Here is a 16,954-nt window from a genome sequence, read left to right on the forward strand (position 1 = left end):
TTTAACCTTTTACTATTCTTCTGACATTATCCAAGTCTTCTGGCGTATCGACCCCGAACGGAGCGGCTTCAATGGTTGCACAGCCAATGGTCATTCCAGCTTCTAATGCTCTTAATTGTTCTAATTTTTCTCTATTTTCCAAAGAGGACGTCGGCATAGATATAAATTGTTTAAGGGCAGCTTTGCGATAGGCATAGATACCAACATGATGCCATAAAGGGCCATCCCCATAAGGAATAGGACATCTTGAGAAATAAAGTGCTTTTGCAATTTTTGCATTTTCATCAAAGCTACAGGCAACTTTGACAACTGAGGGTGCATTGCGTTCAGCTTCTGTTTTTACAGGTGCAATAAGTGTCGCAATGTTAACAGATTGATCGGATAGAGGCAGCGTTGATTGACGAATATCTTTTGGATCAATAAGCGGCAAGTCACCTTGTAGATTAATAATAACATCAAAATCCTGATGATTCTTAACTTGCAAAAATGCTTGATAAACGCGATCAGAACCAGAAGGAAGATTTGGGTCTGTTTCAATGACCGCTCCGCCTGCTTTTTTTATGGTTTCTGTAATTTCTCTATCACCCGAAGCCACAATGACGGGGCCAATGTCGGCTTTTTGTGCTTGTTCCATTACACGCACAATCATTGGTTTTCCATGAATATCAGCCAAAGGCTTATTGGGTAACCGTGTGGCGGCCAGACGTGCTGGAATGATAATTAACGCATTCATTTAACTGTGGTTCTCAATTTAAAATCATTTTGATCGTTTTTTTTCTTTTCTTTTATAGCTGATAACGTATCTTTATTCTATAAACAAATAATGATTATCTAGTTCATTTTAAGTTGCGAAGAAAAATATTCACAAATGGATAGTTTTGATTGGAATAGATTAGCAGTGGCAGGCTTGTTCTCGGTCTGTGTTTTAGCCGCGTCTTGGGGAATAGGATCGGTGGTTATTCAAAATCAAACCCAAATAAAATCTGTTTTTTCAAATGATAGCGATCAAAATGAATCAATTGATTTAGCATCTGCTAACCCAGCCAAAGGTAGAGAGCTGGCAACGCAACAATGTAGCCTATGTCATACATTTAATGAAAACGGTGCCAATAAAATAGGACCGAATTTATATGGTGTTATGGGTCATAAAATTGCATCTAAACCTAATTTCAACTACTCTGACAGTCTTAAAAAACATCAAAAGGAATCTTGGGATGTACAAAATTTAAATTTGTGGCTTGCTCATCCAACGAATTTTGCGCCTGATACCATTATGGCATATCCTGGCATTTCTGTTCAACAAGATCGAATTGATGTTATTGCTTACTTGAAAACAATATCTCCTTCTGCACCTTCTTCAGCCTCTGCTATTGAAAAGAAAGATAATTCTGATCCACGCGAGAAATCCAATCCTGAAATTAAATCTAATCTTTCACAAGGAAAAGAGGAATTTCAACAACATTGCGCTGTTTGTCATACAGATACAGTTGAAGGAAATACAAGACTGGGACCGAATTTATATAACATTGTAAATAAACCAATTGCCTCGCAATCAAATTATACTTATTCTGGCTCCTTAAAATTAAAAAAAATGAATTGGACAGAAAGTAATTTAGATCAATGGATAGAGAATCCTCAACAATGGGCGCCTGGAAATAAAATGAATTACAAAGGTATCAGTTCTGCTGATATAAGAAAAAACATTATTCTGTATCTTCATTCTCTTTCACCACAGGATAAAAATTAATTCCATGACAAAACTCCAATTAGATTCTTATTTACAAATTGCTCAAGAAGCCGTAACGGCTGCTGGTAAAGTTGTAAGACCTTATTTTAGGCAAGCTTCGTTACATGCTGATATCAAATCAGATGAATCGCCAGTTACCCAAGCTGATCGCGAAGCAGAGCAAACCATTCGATCTATTTTACAAAAAGAAACACCTGAATTTGGTATTATTGGTGAAGAATATGGGGTCAATCGTACAGATTCTAAATTTCAATGGGTAATTGATCCTATTGATGGTACTCGTGCTTTTATTACGGGCCGCCCTCTTTTTGGGATTTTAATTTCGTTGTTATACGAAGGAAAACCTGTCTTAGGTATTATTGACCAACCCATTACCAATGAACGCTGGATTGGAGTGCAAGGACAATCATCGCAATTTATCTCCCAACTGGGCGGAGAAATTGGGACGAGGTCTTGTTCTGAGCTTCGTTTTGCAGAAGCCTCTTGCACTGCGCCTGAAATTTTGGAAAGTGCTTCTACAACTAATTGGAAGCAAGTTTATAATAAAGTTAAACGCGTCAGCTGGGGCGGAGATTGTTACGCTTATGGGCTTCTAGCATTGGGGCAAATAGATTTAATCATTGAATGTGGAAATAAAATATGGGACTGGGCGGCTTTAGTTCCCATTATTGAAGGTGCTGGTGGCTGTATTACAGATTGGCAAGGGAATGCTTTGAATTTACACAGTAAAGAGACAGTTTTAGCGCTGGGCGATCCAAGATTAAAGCAGCAAGTGGTTGATTTACTGAATAATTGTTAAAATTTAATATCATCATTATATATAGGAAAAGAAAATGGCTTCAAACTTATCTTTACCCAAAGATAAAATTCGTATCTTGTTACTTGAAGGTGTGCATGAGAGTGCTGTCGAGCTGTTAAAGCAAAACGGATATAGCAATATCACCCTTTTAAAAACTGCTTTAGATGAAGATGCTTTGAAGGAAGCAATCAAAGGCGTTCATTTAATTGGTATTCGCTCTCGCACACATTTAACGGAAGCAGTCTTAGATGCTGCTGATAAGTTGATTGCGATTGGTTGTTTTTGTATTGGAACCAACCAAGTTGATCTAAATGCTGCCAGAAATCGTGGTATTCCTGTATTTAACGCACCGTTTAGTAATACACGTTCTGTGGCTGAATTGGTGATGGGTGAAATTGTGATGTTATTACGTCGTATTTTCACTCGTTCAGAAGAATGCCACAAAGGATTATGGGATAAAAGCAGCACCAACAGCTGGGAAGTCAGAGGGAAGACCCTTGGGATTGTTGGATATGGATCTATTGGTTCTCAGCTTTCTATTCTAGCAGAAGCATTTGGATTACATGTGATTTATTATGATCCAATCGATAAATTAATGCATGGTAATGCACGTCCAGTTGACTCTTTGGCTGCATTATTAAAAGAAAGTGATATTGTTAGCTTGCATGTGCCTCATCAAGAAAGCACCATTAATCTCATTGGTGAAAAAGAAATTGCCATGATGAAGCCAGGTTCTTTCTTAATCAATAATGCCCGTGGGCAAGTGGTTGATATTGATGCATTAGCAGCTGCATTAAAAAGCAAGCATTTATTAGGCGCTGCAATTGATGTGTTTCCAAAAGAACCCAAAGAAAAAGGTGAAGAATTCTCTTCTCCATTACGTGGATTGGATAATGTAATTTTATCCCCTCATATTGGTGGTTCTACGATTGAAGCTCAAGAGCGTATTGGTCGAGAAGTTGCCAATAAATTTATTGAATATTCTGATGTTGGGTCAACATTAAGCTCTGTCAACTTCCCCGAAGTTCAATTGCCCATTCGCCTCAAAGGCACAAGATATATGCATGTGCATAAAAATGTTCCTGGTATTATGCAAAAAATCAACAATATCTTTACCGAAGCCAATGCGAACATCTCTGCACAATATCTTCAAACAGATGGTGAAGTGGGTTATGTCGTTATTGAAGCAACGACCGAAGGCGAAAAAGACATTGATATTGAAATCCTACGTTCTTTACGTGCGTTAGAGGGTACGGTTCGCGCACGTATCTTATATCGTCCAACTGATAAGTAAGTTTTAATATATTATATCGTATTATGGATGTTTTGTTGCATCTATAATATGATATTTAATACAAAATCTTGATCTAAACTTAATGAATTATGTAAATACATTTATTTCACAATCAAACATTTTGGATTTTCTTAATTTTCTTCATGGTTACTTCCATAAAGAAACTCAGAAACATTTCTTATTTGAGTTAGTGTTTTCAACAGATCAATATTCTGAATATTTTTTCAATAAATATCAAAATAAAATACAAAAACATCAAGTAATTGATGAAGAAAATATGTTTTTTAATGATGATGCATTGAAAGATATTGAATTCATAAAAGATATTCAAAATGACCTTATCAATAATGGATATTTAATTATTCATATATTTTATGATATCATAGATTTAATTTATATCTATGAACATGGTTTTGAAAATACACTAAATAATGAAGTATTAAGATTTGAAATCTCTAAATTAAATTGGGAAATCATTCAATTACCTAATCCATATTTATATGCAGATCAATTATCTGAGGATGTATATCAGCAAATTGCCGATAATTACGACTTATTTAACTTGGGTCAGTCAACTATTTCATTAAGAAAACCTTGGCATATTACTTTAAATTACATGTCAAATAAAATTTATTCTGATAAAGTAATATTTGATAAGAAAAATGAGGATTTTGCACAATTCAATCAAATTATATCTGATATCAGTAAGTAACTTTGTGGTTATGAACCATAGCAAAGTAAAAAAACTTTAGAGCTTCTTTTCCCATAAAAAAAAGTCTAAATTATTTAATTTATAATTTATAAAAGTCAGGTAGTCTTATGGTTTATGCGTATTGCTAAGTTGCCTATTAATATTTTGTATGAATTTGATACGGTATATTTGCTAAATGATAATTTGGCATATGTCGTTCGATTTTAAATCATCAATTATATTATAAATAAGATCTTCTGTTTCATATAATTTGTCTATGTAATAACAAATACAATTTTTAGATCCCTATTAAATCAATCTAAATTAACTATACTTTTTTTCTATAATTTGATTTTGTTATACTTTCTCAATTATATCTTGTATATTATTATAAAAAATTTATTAATTTCATAGAATTATATATTGTAATTTCTTAATGTAGTATTATTTCCACAGGGTGATAGAAGATGAGCATTACTAGAGTTTTAACATTCTCCTTTTCTGGTATTGATCCCGTCCCTGTAGAAGTTCAAGTTCAAATAACCCGTGGTCTTCCAGCCTTTGTTATTGTTGGTCTAGCAGATAAAGCAGTCACAGAATCGAGAGAGCGTGTGCGTGCGGCTTTAGTTTCTATGGGAATAGCTCTGCCCCCAAAGCGTATTTTGGTCAATTTAGCCCCAGCAGATATTTTAAAAGAAGGCACACATTACGATCTCCCTATTGCATTGGGCATTTTATGTGCAATGGATATTATCCCTGAAGAAGAATTAATGCATTATGCAGCACTGGGAGAGTTGTCTTTGGATGGGGCAATTGGTTCAGTAAATGGAGTGATTTCAGCAGCGATTGGTGCAGCCACAGAAGAAAGAGGGTTAATCTGCCCAAACGATCAAGGAAGTGAAGCTCTTTTGGGTGGAGATATTGATATCTTGGCGCCCTCTTCTTTATCTGTCTTATTACAACATTTTACAGGTAAACAAATTTTATCCAAACCTGAATTTATGCCTTTGCCTTCTTTTGTGAAAGATCCAGATTTATCAGAGGTTAAAGGAATGGAAGGTGCAAAAAGAGCATTGGAAATTGCTGCAGCAGGTGGTCATTCTATGTTGATGATTGGTCCTCCTGGGGCTGGAAAGTCAATGTTAGCTGCACGTTTACCAAGCTTACTACCTGATTTAACATCACAACAATCTTTGGCTGTAACTCGTATCTATAGTTCTGCAGGATTATTACCGAACTCAGCCCCAATTATACGCCCACCTTTTCGCAGCCCGCATCATTCCGCCAGCCAAGTTGCGATAACAGGTGGAGGGGCAAAAGTCAAACCTGGCGAAATCAGTTTGGCTCATCATGGTATTTTATTCTTGGATGAATTTCCTGAATTTGCCAGAAATGCTTTGGAATCTTTACGACAGCCTTTGGAAACAGGTAATATTTCTATTGCCAGAGCAACGTCTCATATTACCTATCCAGCACATTTTCAGTTAATTGCAGCAATGAATCCTTGTCGTTGTGGGTATCTAGGAGATACTGAGCGTGAATGCCATCGTGTGCCTAAATGTAAAGAAGAATATACGCGTAAAATCTCTGGACCTTTACTAGATCGCATTGATTTAATTACCAATATAGAACCTATTCATCCCAAAGATATTGTCAATGTTGCATCAGGAGAAAAAAGTGAAATTGTTGCAAGGCGTGTAAAAGCAGCTAGAGGTAAGCAATTAACACGACAAAATATGTTAAATAATGAAATCAATATTAATCATATTCATTTGGATCAAGATGTCGCTCAGATGGTTGAAAAAGCATCATTGCAATTAAAGTTGTCCGCCAGAGGAATTACAAGATTACTCAGAGTAGCTAGAACAATTTCAGATTTAGCATTAAAGGATGATATTGATATTCCCAGTGTTGCCGAAGCTTTGACCTTTCGGCAACGGTAATTATTTTATGAGCGCCAAGTTGCGATAAAACTATAGTTTAAATCTGTAATAAGATCTTCTGTGTTTTCCAAACCAATATGTAAACGACAAGCAGACCCTGAGATTAATTTATTTGGAAAATTTCTGTATATTTCCCCATCAGTTAACAGAACTAAACTCTCATATCCTCCCCATGAAGCACCAATAGAGAAAAATTTGAGTTTTTCAATCATGTCGATGACCTGTTGTGTTGTAATGGGCTGTTTGAAAACGATTGTGAAGACGCTGCTTGCTCCTGTAAAATCTCTTTTCCAAATTTCATGTCCATGGCAACTTGGCAGTGCTGGGTGGAGAACGCGTTCTATTTCTGGTTGTTCTTGACACCATTGTGCAATTTTCAACGCAGAAATAGATTGTTTTTCTAGCCGAGCCCCAAGCGTTCTTAATCCTCTCAACGTAAGCCAGCAGGCGTCGGGTCCAGCTACCTCGCCCAAAGCAATTGATGTATCTCTTAATATGTGCCAGTCTGCATCATTATTGACCGTAATCGCACCTAATACTAGGTCTGAATGTCCATTACCATATTTAGTGAGTGCTTGGACAGAGACATCAACCCCATGGTCAAATGGTTTAAAGACCCCTATTCCCCAAGTATTATCTAAAAAAAGTTTAATATCATGTTGATGGGCTAGTTTCGATAATGCGGAGATATCTTGGATTTCAAATGTATGACTACCTGGGCTTTCAGTAAAAATAACTTTGGTATTGGGTTGAATATAGTTTTTAATCTCATCAACAGAAATATCAGCTGGATAGTAACTGATCTCTACACCAAATTTTTTCATTACTTTTTCAGAAAAACGCTTTGTCGGACCATAGATACTATCAATTAATAGACAATGATCTCCAGCAGACAAAAAAGCCAATAACGGAACCGTACACGCTGTTAGTCCAGAAGAAACAATTTGGCTGTGACTGCCCCCTTCAATCAAAGCAATGACTTTTTCAAGCTCATGTTGGTTCGGAGATCCCATTGCACCATATAAAGTTTGGTGTTCATATTGTTGACCAGCAGTATTTCTCATTGCAGCAACAGAGGGATATATGACTGTTGATCCTCTATGTAAAGGATCATTTACAAAAGAGCCTTTTTCAGAAACAGATTCTGTATGTCTGCCTGAAGTGACAAGTAATGTTGATAATGCTTTCCAACCAATTGAAACTGTTTCTTCAGGGGTTAAATTCATTATATTTTATCCTTATTTACGATGATAATTTTATATATCTGAATTTTATATTGTATAATTTTGCACTATTTTGACAGTTTTTTATTAAAATTTTGTAAAATTACGAAAATTAATCTTTTTTTCTCTTAACAATATTTTATAGTCATGTCTTAAGGAGAAAAAGATGAATAAACGCGTTATATTATATATTCTTTTAGCAGCAATCGCATATGGATGTTGGTTGATCTTAAACCCTCTTTTTTCTTCTATTTTATGGGCTGGTATTATCAGCTTTGCCACATGGCCAATCTATGTTTTTTTCAGGAAATATATAGGGAAAGTGTGTGCTGCATTATTGATGACTATATTTTGTGGATTATGTATGGTCATGCCCGTCGTCATTTTATCTGCAGCGATTATTGATGATGTTCCAAGGGTCGTTCAAACCATTTCATCTGCAACTTCATCGATTAATTTTGTGTCCCCTCCTCATTGGATGCAACATATACCTATTATTAATAAGTATTTAGCAAAAACTTGGGAAAATGGGGCTGAGCACTTATTAAGTATTGGGGATACGCTTCGTCCTTATTTATATGATATCACGCGTGCTTCTTTTTCTGTATTTCTCCAAACTATTGGTGGATTTATTCAGTTTGCTTTTGCGTTATTTATTTCTTTTTTCTTTTGGTTAGGTGGCGATTATGTCGGAGAAATCATTCTAGCACTTATTTACAAAGTTGCTGGGCCTTCCTCTAAACATTTGGTCGAAATGACTAATAAAACAATTTTGGGAACAGTATATGGCATTATCGGAACCGCCTTATTACAAGGTATACTAACAGGTTGTGGTTTGGCCTTATTTGATATTCCGGAACCTGTTTTATTGGGAGGTATTGCAGCTTTTTTATCCCTTTTCCCAATCGGTGCACCTGTTGTTTGGATCCCAGCTGTTATTTGGTTGGGGTTCTATCATCATCAGATTGTCTCAGCATTATTATTACTAATATATGGAATTGTTATTATTTCAGGCGTTGAACATATCATACGGCCGATGTTTATTTCTTCTGGCAATAAACTTCCTTACTTATTAAGTGTCTTAGGAATTTTAGGTGGTGTATTGGCTTTTGGTGGTTTGGGTATCTTCTTGGGGCCCGTTTTGCTAGGATTAGGATATACTCTGACAATAGAATTTTCAAAAGAAAGCATTGAAAAATAATATTTTAGCTCTGAAAGTAAAATTTCATGATATATATAACGTTTTAATAAAAAAGATAAGTCATAAGATTAATGCTTTATTCATCTAAAATATATCCGCATTTTTACGTAGATACTCAACCTGATTTACGATATTTTAAAATTATTAGTTGGAATTTGCTACGAAAAGTTGGGGCTTCTCCTTATGAAGTTGCGTATTTGGTCAACACGCATCAGCCTGAATTATTATTAATGCAAGAAGCGACAGAGGATATGAATATCCTGCCTCAATTAATTGGAGGATATTACAGTCGATTTCCGTTGCCAGGGCGTATTCATGGCGTTGCTTGTTGGAGTCCTTATCCATTCAATACACCGCCGTCAACTTGTGTGTTACCCAAAGGAGCATTAATTAAAAGAGTTGCTCAGTTAATTGATTACGGTAAGTTTTGGATTGCAAATGTGCATTTGTCCCATGGACAAATTTTGAATAGAAGACAATTACAAGTCCTTTCTGATTTTCTTCCTGAAAAAGCTGCTGTATTGGGTGATTATAATTTAATTGGGCCTACGCTGATACCAGGTTTTAAAGACGTTGGACCACGTGAGCCCACCCATAAAATGATTAATTTATTTCCTATTCGTCTGGATCGTTGTCTGGTCAGAGGGATGGAATGTATCGATAAGCAAGTTTTATCTCGTTCTTCATCCGACCATCGCCCAATTATGGTAACGCTAAGACCAAAATAATTTTATAGATAGGGTAATAACAGTCTAGTGGTTGAGTCTCTAAATTTAGCAAGAGATGATCTATTCTTTAACTCTTCCAAGGTTAATAAACGATGTCGGTGTGATCCAATAAAATCATCGATTTGTTGCGCGAATTCTTTATGATATATTTCCATATTAATTTCGAAATTTAACCGTAAGCTTCGCATATCAACATTAGAACTACCTACAAAAGACCAAATTCGGTCAATAACCATTAATTTTGAATGGTTAAATGGTGCTTTTACTAGCCAAATTTTACACCCGAATTGTAAAGGCAAAATATTATTTATGTTTCGTGCCCAATCGACTAAGATCTGATTACTTTGTTCAGGAATGACGATCTCAACATTAACTCCTCTGACAGCTGCCAAACATAAAAGAGATAAAAAGCGATCATCGGGTAAAAAATAAGGGGTCATAATACGAATAGATTCTCTTGCCAAGCTAATCGCTTGCATCATCGTATATTTTATTTTTTCCATATCTGTATCAGGGCCTGCCGTTATAATACGACAAATCATGTTTCCCTTGGTTTCGACAGGTGGGTAGAAGCTTTTCTTGTTCAAATCTTCAGCCGTAATGAAAAACCAATCCTGTAAAAAAGCTTCTGTAAGCTCATGTACAATAGTTCCCGTAATTTTGAAATGGGTATCTGAAACTGGGTTCTTTGGATGGTCTGCAAGAATGTTTTCACCAGCTATATTTAATCCACCTAGAAAACCTATTTTTCCATCAACAACTAAGATCTTTTTATGTGTCCTGAGATTAATAAAAGGCATTTTCCAAGGTAAAAAAGAGTGCATAAAACGATCAATTCTGATCCCATTTTTTTTTAGATATTTGGCTATTGGGCAATAAAAATAACCACTTCCTATTCCATCAACTAAAACTCGAACAATCGCCCCTCTTTGTTGTGCTGCAATTAAGGCATCTGCGAAAATTTTACCTGTTTCGTCACTTCTTAAAATATAAGAGGAAAGGAATACACATACTTTGGCCGAATGAATAGATTCTAGCATCACGGGATAGGCTTGATCGCCATTGAACAAAGGTTCAACGTCATTACCCATCAATAAAGGACGTTGCGTAAATCCTTCTACTACTTTAGCCAAAGGATAAAAATGACCTTTAATATAATAACGCGTCATATTATTTAATAATTTATTATGCCAAGGACGATTATTCACCAGTTTTTGGGCTCGACGAACAACACGGTTAACACCAAACATTACATATAAAATAAAACCTATGATCGGCATTATTAAAGAAAAGCCGATCCATCCAATAGCGGCTCTGGTATCACGAACATGTCTCAATACATGAAATATAACAAATAATATTAAAATAAACCGCAAAATTGCTAGGAACCAATCTTGTTTAAAATCTGTTAAAAATAAATATGTGTAAAACACATGCATTTCATTGAGCTTTCGATTTAAAAGATAGTCATTCGTATTATTAAAATAAATAAGTACTATTTTTCTATAAAAAATGTGGTTTTATGATAAAATATCAAGATGAAAAATAGCAATCAAAATTTAGGGGTTCTAGCATACAATAAAGGTTTGTCTGCAGAAAATCTGGCAGAAAATTATTTAATTAATCTTCAATGGAATATTCTACAAAAACGATTTCGTAGCCCAGTTGGGGAAATCGACCTAATTGCAAAAAAAACTAATTGGTTGCTTTTTGTTGAAGTAAAAGCACGAAAAAAAATGAGCGATGCCTTAATGTCAATTTCAGCCAAGCAAAGGCAAAGATTAATAAATGCTGCGAACTACTATTTAGAATATTATTATCCTGAAATAGAAAATGTTCGGTTTGACCTGATTACAATCAATCAGTCAGGTCAAATCGAACATTTCGAAAATATTATTCTAAGCGACTTCTAGAAAAGTTAACTGCGATGGCGATGTTTTACAGCAGTTTTTTTATGTGAAGAAGATTTATAAACGGCATTTTTTACAGATAGTTTGCCTTTTTGTTTATAGGAAACATTTCTTACGAGTTTCGAGTGGTTTTTACTTGAACTTGTTTTATATGAAACTTTTCTGGCTTTATAATGACGAACAGCAGGAGCAGCAGTTAAAGATTCTAGTGTTAATTTACCAGCTTCTGTTTCTGTAACAATATGTTGTGCTTTTGCAGAAGAAGGAGATAAGGAAACAAGTGCGGCGGCACCAAAAAGGAAACAAATTGTTTTTTTGAAATGTCTGACCATTTATTGACTCTCTAACGATATATATACTAACTGCTGACGGATTACATAATTACGCTAAAAGCTAACTTATAAATTCATTTTTGGATACATACGAATAAAGAGAAAAATTATTTTTTTATAATTTTTCTCTTTATGTTGCATTTATGATACTAAAATCAGTTGCAAGCGATTGATTTTTCTTTTAAGAGTTGAGCTAGCTCTCCAGAAGCATACATTTCTCTGACGATATCACATCCACCAACCAACTCTCCTTTAACATAAAGTTGAGGAAAAGTTGGCCAATTTGAAAATTCTTTGAGACCTTGACGTAAAGAATCGTCTTCTAAGATATTAATATCTTTAAAAGAAACGCCTAGATCTGAAAGAATATGTGCGACTTTCGCTGAAAATCCACAACCTGGAAAATCTGCTGTGCCTTTCATAAACAATACAACATTATTTGAATCGATTTCTTTTTGGATTTGTTCAAAAACAGGGTTACTCATTATATGTCTCCTATATTTAGTTTGATAGAGCTGAGGTTTCTAAAGCTAAGGCATGAAGATCACCATCAAGATAATCTTCCAGTGCTTTATAAACCAATTGATGTTGCTTGACTTTATTCAAGCCCTCGAATTCTTTTGCTGCAATTTTACAATAAAAATGCCTACCGTCTTTTTTCAAAGCACCGACGTCAATATTTGCGTCAGGAAAAGCGTTACGCAGGCGTTCATCGATTTCAGATACATCCATGTGACTATACTTTCATTAATTTTTCAAAAAAGCTTTTGGAAGCAGCTTTCATTCGAGCAATCGTTGTGACCGCACCAGATGGCATGACGAGGCTATCACCTCCTGTACAACCAATGAATCTGACTGGAATGTCTTGCGCTTTGGCTGCTTGTAACAGCGCATCTTTTTGAGAGGTCATTACCAAATAACGTGCTTGATCTTCACCAAACCAATAGGCCTCTGGACGCATTCCAACTTCTGGCACATCCAAAGTACATCCCACGTTTCCTGCCATTGCCATTTCAGCAGCTGCAACTAATAACCCGCCATCTGAAACATCGTGACAAGCTTCGATCACACCATTTGCTATTTGCTCTCTGACAAAATCACCATTACGGCGTTCTGCTTGCAAATCCACTTGGGGAGGATTTCCTGTTTCTTTACCTAAGATTTCTCTTAACCACAATGTCTGTCCTAATTCGCCCTTGGTTGCACCAATGACAACAAGGTCATAATCTGCTTTGAACACATTTCCGATGGTTTTAGAAACATCATCAATAACACCCAAAGCACCAATGGCAGGTGTTGGTAATACAGAAACATTCTCGCCATTTGCATCACGAGTTTCATTATATAATGAAACGTTACCACTGACGACAGGGAAATCAAGTGCATTACAAGCATCTTTCATGCCTTCAATCGCTGCAACAATCTGCCCCATCACTTCTGGTTTTTCTGGATTACCAAAGTTCAGATTATCAGTCACTGCCAAAGGTTTCGCGCCTGTTGCCGTAATATTACGCCATGCTTCTGCAACAGCTTGAGCACCACCTTGGTAAGCATCAGCAGCACAATAACGTGGGGTACAATCTGTGGTTAATGCAAGACCAATATTAGTACCATCAACACGAATAATCGCTGCATCTGCTTGGCCGGGACGATAAACTGTTTGCCCACCAATGGTGCTGTCATATTGATCCCAAATCCAAGAACGAGATGCAAGATCAGCACAACCTAGCAATTTGATTAAGGATTGTTCAATACTGACATCAACGTCTATTGCCCCTAAAGGTTCAGGCTTTGGTGAAGGTGCAGTCGGACGATGATATAAAGGCGCTTCATCAGCCAAAGGTTCTAATGGAATATCAGCTTCGGTTTGACCATGATGTTTAATGACAATGTGACCCGTGTCTGTCAAATGACCAATGATTGCAAAATCCAATTCCCATTTTTCAAAGATTTCTTTTGCAAGGTCAGTACGATCAGGACGTAAAACCATCAACATGCGTTCTTGGCTTTCTGACAACATCATTTCATAGGCTGTCATGTGTTCTTCACGTTGAGGAACATGGTCAAGATTAAGTTCAATACCAACACCGCCCTTGCCGGCCATTTCCACAGCAGAAGAGGTCAAGCCGGCAGCACCCATATCTTGAATAGCAACAATCGCATCGGTTGCCATTAATTCTAAGCACGCTTCGATTAATAGTTTTTCAACAAATGGATCACCCACTTGAACTGTTGGACGTTTTGAAGCTGCGTCCTTATCAAATTCAGCAGAAGCCATCGTTGCGCCATGAATACCATCACGACCTGTTTTAGAACCCACGTAAATCACTGGATTTCCAATACCAGCAGCAGCAGAAAGGAAAATACGATCTTGTCTGGCAACACCGACATTCATGGCATTAACCAATGGATTTCCATTATAGCTGGCATGGAAATTAACTTCTCCACCAACTGTCGGAACGCCAACGCAGTTACCATAACCACCAATTCCACGAACAACACCATCCACAATATGACGAGTTGCTGGATGATCGGGGCTACCAAAACGCAATGCATTTAAATTCGCTACAGGACGTGCACCCATGGTAAAGACATCGCGTAAAATACCACCAACACCAGTTGCAGCACCTTGATAAGGTTCGATAAATGACGGATGGTTATGACTTTCCATTTTGAAAATCGCAGCCAAACCCTGACCAATATCGACTACGCCAGCATTTTCACCTGGGCCGTGAATAACCCACGGAGCTTTGGTAGGAAGATTACGCAACCAAGCACGAGAAGATTTATAAGAACAATGCTCTGACCACATGACGGAGAAGATACCAAGTTCTGTTAAACTTGGAGTTCTGCCCATAATGGTTAATACTTTGGCATATTCATCGCTTGATAATCCAAATTCTTTGCCAAGTTCTTCATTTACAATAAGTTGAGCTTTACTCATCGTGTTAATGTCTCCATGATTCCTTGGAAAAGGGGTTTTCCATCTTCGCTGCCCATTAAGGGATCGACCATATCTTCGGGATGAGGCATCATACCACAAATACGGCCAGTTTGATCGACAATGCCAGCAATCGCATTAATGCTGCCATTTGGATTAAAATCGGAATTCGATGGATCAATCTCACCATTAGGAGAAGCATAACGGAATACAACTTGCCCCTCGCCTTCAAGACGTTTTAATCCTTCAGCATCACAAAAATAATTACCATCACCGTGTGCTGTTGCTGTTCTGAATATATCTCCTTGCTTCCATCCTTGGGTAAAAGCAGTGTCATTGCGTTCAATACGTAAATGACAATCTCTGGAAAGAAATCTCAAGCTAGCATTCGGTAGTAACGCGCCAGGCAACAGATTTGCTTCAGTTAAGATTTGGAAACCATTACAAACGCCCATGATATATCCACCCTTTTGTGCAAAGGCTTGGATTTCACGCATGATTGGGGAATGTGCAGCCATTGCGCCACAACGTAAATAATCCCCGTAACTGAAACCACCAGGCAAAACAACCATATCGAGTTGTGGTAATGCCGTCTCACGATGCCAAATAATTTGGGGGGTAAACCCTGTCACACGTTCAAAAGCGATAACCATATCTCGTTCACGGTTGGTACCTGGAAATACAACGATACCTATTTTCATGATCTATTTTCCATTTTTCGTAGAAGGACATGGATAAGCATCATGCAATGCCGTAAATACAGATGCTCCAGCAGGTTGAGATAATTGGTCTGAATGAGCAGTCATCCAAGCAATCACTTTGCTTCTCATTTCTTTACCAGAAACATTGGTTGCAATACAAAAACCAGCAGGCGCACTAGCATCTCCTTGATTCTTTGCAAACATTTTGGAGTATGCTACAGAATCTGCGATCCCACTGATATAAGCATCACAGGCTTGCAAAGATTTTGTATTTTTACAAATTTGCAAAAATTTCCCAGATTGCAATGGTGTTACTCTTTGAGCCAACGCAGATTGAGCGCCAGATACAGCCATCAATCCAAAGCCAGCCAAAAGAAAGGCTATTTTTGTATTCATGCCAAAACCTCAACTTGGAAGTCCTCAATCACGCCATTCGCCAAAAGTTGCTGAGCCATTTCAGTAGCTCTTGCTTTCGCTTTTTCTGGGGATGTTTCTGTAACTTCTAAATCAATAACGCGACCGACGCGAACGTCTTGAACTTCCTGAAAAGACAAATTATGTAGAGCATGATTAATTGCTTTGCCTTGAGGATCTAAAACCCCTTGCTTTAGCATAATAATTAAACGAACTTTCATTTAGATACTCTCCAAGCCTTCTTTACCTTTAAGGGATTCAATATTTGATTCTGGTATAATTTTTAAACGACGTGCCACTTCTTGATAGGCTTCTTCAACTTTACCTAAATCTCGACGGAAACGATCTTTGTCCAGTTTTTCGCCGCTTTCAATATCCCAAAAGCGACAATTATCGGGGGAAATTTCGTCAGCCAAAACGATGTGAGATTCATCATCTTTCCAAAATCTGCCAAATTCCAGTTTGAAATCAATCAATTTGATACCAACACCAAGAAGTAACCCACTTAAGAAATCATTAATTCTGAGTGTATAAGTAACGATTTCATCCATTTCTTGAACGGTTGCCCAATTAAATGCCGTGATGTAATCTTCTAATACCAACGGATCATTAAGATCGTCATTTTTAAGGTAATATTCTACCAAAGGACGTGGTAAACGTAGCCCCTCTTCTAATCCCAAACGTTTAACAATACTGCCAGCAGCAACGTTCCGAACAACGATTTCCAGAGGAATAATCTCAACCGCTTTGACCAACTGTTCGCGCATATTTAAACGACGAACAAAGTGGGTCGGAATGCCAATATCTTCGATTTGTGTCATTAAATATTCGCTGATGCGATTATTTAAAACACCTTTTCCTGTAATAGTTCCTTTTTTGGCACCATTTCCAGCAGTGGCATCATCTTTGAAATATTGAACAATTGTTCCAGGTTCTGGCCCCTCATAGAGGATTTTTGCCTTACCTTCATAAATTTGTCGACGGCGGGTCATAATCGTCCCTTAATATATCGTAATAAAGTTGTAACAAT

Annotated in this window: 19 protein-coding genes; 8 read left to right on the plus strand and 11 right to left on the minus strand. The window is 36.9% G+C overall.

The genetic code is table 11. The annotated features are described in order from the left end of the window. Position 1: 1 nt before the first annotated feature. Positions 2-733: a 3-deoxy-manno-octulosonate cytidylyltransferase gene (locus PQG54_RS03995; RefSeq protein ID WP_271788765.1), complete on the minus strand. Its 732-nt coding sequence runs from the start codon at positions 731-733 to the stop codon at positions 2-4. Positions 734-868: 135 nt separating this feature from the next. Between PQG54_RS03995 and PQG54_RS04000 the strand changes: the two genes are divergently transcribed. From PQG54_RS04000 to PQG54_RS04020, 5 genes are all read left to right on the plus strand, one after another. Continuing rightward, positions 869-1,747 carry a c-type cytochrome gene (locus PQG54_RS04000; RefSeq protein ID WP_271788764.1) on the plus strand — a complete coding sequence of 293 codons (879 nt, stop codon included), beginning with the start codon at positions 869-871 and terminating at the stop codon, positions 1,745-1,747. 4 nt (positions 1,748-1,751) lie between these two features. Beyond that, on the plus strand, positions 1,752-2,546 hold the full coding sequence (gene hisN / locus PQG54_RS04005; protein ID WP_271788763.1) for a histidinol-phosphatase: 795 nt from the start codon (positions 1,752-1,754) through the stop codon (positions 2,544-2,546). Between the two features lie 34 nt (positions 2,547-2,580). Next, on the plus strand, positions 2,581-3,840 hold the full coding sequence (gene serA, locus PQG54_RS04010) for a phosphoglycerate dehydrogenase (protein ID WP_271788762.1): 1,260 nt from the start codon (positions 2,581-2,583) through the stop codon (positions 3,838-3,840). A gap of 82 nt (positions 3,841-3,922) precedes the next feature. Further along, positions 3,923-4,552, plus strand: coding sequence for a hypothetical protein (locus PQG54_RS04015; protein ID WP_271788761.1), 630 nt, complete (start codon positions 3,923-3,925; stop codon positions 4,550-4,552). A 446-nt stretch (positions 4,553-4,998) separates the two neighbouring features. Continuing rightward, a complete protein-coding gene (locus tag PQG54_RS04020) occupies positions 4,999-6,474 on the plus strand; it encodes a YifB family Mg chelatase-like AAA ATPase (RefSeq protein WP_271788760.1) in 1,476 nt (491 codons plus the stop codon). Between the two features lie 5 nt (positions 6,475-6,479). Here PQG54_RS04020 and metC read toward each other — a convergent pair whose 3' ends face one another. Beyond that, positions 6,480-7,700, minus strand: coding sequence for a cystathionine beta-lyase (gene metC, locus PQG54_RS04025; protein ID WP_271788759.1), 1,221 nt, complete (start codon positions 7,698-7,700; stop codon positions 6,480-6,482). Between the two features lie 163 nt (positions 7,701-7,863). Here metC and PQG54_RS04030 point away from each other — a divergent pair, with 163 nt between their 5' ends. Both PQG54_RS04030 and PQG54_RS04035 read left to right on the plus strand, forming a co-directional pair. Further along, positions 7,864-8,898 (plus strand): AI-2E family transporter, encoded by a 1,035-nt coding sequence (locus tag PQG54_RS04030; protein WP_271788758.1) that lies wholly within the window; start codon positions 7,864-7,866, stop codon positions 8,896-8,898. 71 nt (positions 8,899-8,969) lie between these two features. Next, positions 8,970-9,626, plus strand: coding sequence for an endonuclease/exonuclease/phosphatase family protein (locus tag PQG54_RS04035; protein WP_271788757.1), 657 nt, complete (start codon positions 8,970-8,972; stop codon positions 9,624-9,626). Between the two features lie 2 nt (positions 9,627-9,628). On the opposite strand, the gene cls is transcribed toward PQG54_RS04035, so the two are convergent. Continuing rightward, positions 9,629-11,065 (minus strand): cardiolipin synthase, encoded by a 1,437-nt coding sequence (cls, locus tag PQG54_RS04040; RefSeq protein WP_271788756.1) that lies wholly within the window; start codon positions 11,063-11,065, stop codon positions 9,629-9,631. Between the two features lie 99 nt (positions 11,066-11,164). On the opposite strand from cls, the gene PQG54_RS04045 reads away from it, so the two are divergent. After that, positions 11,165-11,539: a YraN family protein gene (locus tag PQG54_RS04045; RefSeq protein WP_271788755.1), complete on the plus strand. Its 375-nt coding sequence runs from the start codon at positions 11,165-11,167 to the stop codon at positions 11,537-11,539. Between the two features lie 5 nt (positions 11,540-11,544). On the opposite strand, the gene PQG54_RS04050 is transcribed toward PQG54_RS04045, so the two are convergent. The 8 genes from PQG54_RS04050 to purC form a co-directional block, all read right to left on the minus strand. Next, on the minus strand, positions 11,545-11,868 hold the full coding sequence (locus tag PQG54_RS04050; protein ID WP_271788754.1) for a hypothetical protein: 324 nt from the start codon (positions 11,866-11,868) through the stop codon (positions 11,545-11,547). A gap of 155 nt (positions 11,869-12,023) precedes the next feature. Continuing rightward, the gene (grxD, locus tag PQG54_RS04055) at positions 12,024-12,353 is read right to left on the minus strand and encodes a Grx4 family monothiol glutaredoxin (RefSeq protein WP_271788753.1); all 330 of its coding nucleotides are present in this window, start codon (positions 12,351-12,353) and stop codon (positions 12,024-12,026) included. A 16-nt stretch (positions 12,354-12,369) separates the two neighbouring features. Then, positions 12,370-12,600, minus strand: coding sequence for a BolA/IbaG family iron-sulfur metabolism protein (locus PQG54_RS04060; RefSeq protein WP_271788752.1), 231 nt, complete (start codon positions 12,598-12,600; stop codon positions 12,370-12,372). Between the two features lie 4 nt (positions 12,601-12,604). Continuing rightward, entirely contained in the window at positions 12,605-14,812 is a 2,208-nt protein-coding gene (purL, locus tag PQG54_RS04065; protein ID WP_271788751.1) for a phosphoribosylformylglycinamidine synthase subunit PurL, read from the minus strand. After that, positions 14,809-15,510 (minus strand): phosphoribosylformylglycinamidine synthase subunit PurQ, encoded by a 702-nt coding sequence (gene purQ / locus PQG54_RS04070; RefSeq protein ID WP_271788750.1) that lies wholly within the window; start codon positions 15,508-15,510, stop codon positions 14,809-14,811. The genes purL and purQ overlap by 4 nt, the downstream gene beginning before the upstream one ends. A gap of 3 nt (positions 15,511-15,513) precedes the next feature. Continuing rightward, complete coding sequence (locus PQG54_RS04075; protein WP_271788749.1) at positions 15,514-15,906, minus strand: Rap1a/Tai family immunity protein; 393 nt, start codon at positions 15,904-15,906, stop codon at positions 15,514-15,516. Next, the gene (purS, locus tag PQG54_RS04080; protein WP_271788748.1) at positions 15,903-16,145 is read right to left on the minus strand and encodes a phosphoribosylformylglycinamidine synthase subunit PurS; all 243 of its coding nucleotides are present in this window, start codon (positions 16,143-16,145) and stop codon (positions 15,903-15,905) included. The genes PQG54_RS04075 and purS overlap by 4 nt, the downstream gene beginning before the upstream one ends. After that, positions 16,146-16,916 (minus strand): phosphoribosylaminoimidazolesuccinocarboxamide synthase, encoded by a 771-nt coding sequence (gene purC / locus PQG54_RS04085; RefSeq protein WP_271788747.1) that lies wholly within the window; start codon positions 16,914-16,916, stop codon positions 16,146-16,148. It lies immediately after the preceding gene. Between the last annotated feature and the right edge of the window lie 38 nt (positions 16,917-16,954).

Source organism: Commensalibacter communis (genome assembly GCF_947179015.1).
Lineage (GTDB): Bacteria > Pseudomonadota > Alphaproteobacteria > Acetobacterales > Acetobacteraceae > Commensalibacter > Commensalibacter communis.

What these genes read in the sequence shown, in the direction of transcription:
- PQG54_RS03995 (WP_271788765.1), bottom strand. Translation starts at nt 733, where the DNA reads ATGAATGCGTTAATTATCATTCCAGCACGTCTGGCCGCCACACGGTTA.
- PQG54_RS04000 (WP_271788764.1), top strand. Translation starts at nt 869, where the DNA reads ATGGATAGTTTTGATTGGAATAGATTAGCAGTGGCAGGCTTGTTCTCG.
- hisN (WP_271788763.1), top strand. Translation starts at nt 1,752, where the DNA reads ATGACAAAACTCCAATTAGATTCTTATTTACAAATTGCTCAAGAAGCC.
- serA (WP_271788762.1), top strand. Translation starts at nt 2,581, where the DNA reads ATGGCTTCAAACTTATCTTTACCCAAAGATAAAATTCGTATCTTGTTA.
- PQG54_RS04015 (WP_271788761.1), top strand. Translation starts at nt 3,923, where the DNA reads ATGAATTATGTAAATACATTTATTTCACAATCAAACATTTTGGATTTT.
- PQG54_RS04020 (WP_271788760.1), top strand. Translation starts at nt 4,999, where the DNA reads ATGAGCATTACTAGAGTTTTAACATTCTCCTTTTCTGGTATTGATCCC.
- metC (WP_271788759.1), bottom strand. Translation starts at nt 7,700, where the DNA reads ATGAATTTAACCCCTGAAGAAACAGTTTCAATTGGTTGGAAAGCATTA.
- PQG54_RS04030 (WP_271788758.1), top strand. Translation starts at nt 7,864, where the DNA reads ATGAATAAACGCGTTATATTATATATTCTTTTAGCAGCAATCGCATAT.
- PQG54_RS04035 (WP_271788757.1), top strand. Translation starts at nt 8,970, where the DNA reads ATGCTTTATTCATCTAAAATATATCCGCATTTTTACGTAGATACTCAA.
- cls (WP_271788756.1), bottom strand. Translation starts at nt 11,065, where the DNA reads ATGCATGTGTTTTACACATATTTATTTTTAACAGATTTTAAACAAGAT.
- PQG54_RS04045 (WP_271788755.1), top strand. Translation starts at nt 11,165, where the DNA reads ATGAAAAATAGCAATCAAAATTTAGGGGTTCTAGCATACAATAAAGGT.
- PQG54_RS04050 (WP_271788754.1), bottom strand. Translation starts at nt 11,868, where the DNA reads ATGGTCAGACATTTCAAAAAAACAATTTGTTTCCTTTTTGGTGCCGCC.
- grxD (WP_271788753.1), bottom strand. Translation starts at nt 12,353, where the DNA reads ATGAGTAACCCTGTTTTTGAACAAATCCAAAAAGAAATCGATTCAAAT.
- PQG54_RS04060 (WP_271788752.1), bottom strand. Translation starts at nt 12,600, where the DNA reads ATGGATGTATCTGAAATCGATGAACGCCTGCGTAACGCTTTTCCTGAC.
- purL (WP_271788751.1), bottom strand. Translation starts at nt 14,812, where the DNA reads ATGAGTAAAGCTCAACTTATTGTAAATGAAGAACTTGGCAAAGAATTT.
- purQ (WP_271788750.1), bottom strand. Translation starts at nt 15,510, where the DNA reads ATGAAAATAGGTATCGTTGTATTTCCAGGTACCAACCGTGAACGAGAT.
- PQG54_RS04075 (WP_271788749.1), bottom strand. Translation starts at nt 15,906, where the DNA reads ATGAATACAAAAATAGCCTTTCTTTTGGCTGGCTTTGGATTGATGGCT.
- purS (WP_271788748.1), bottom strand. Translation starts at nt 16,145, where the DNA reads ATGAAAGTTCGTTTAATTATTATGCTAAAGCAAGGGGTTTTAGATCCT.
- purC (WP_271788747.1), bottom strand. Translation starts at nt 16,916, where the DNA reads ATGACCCGCCGTCGACAAATTTATGAAGGTAAGGCAAAAATCCTCTAT.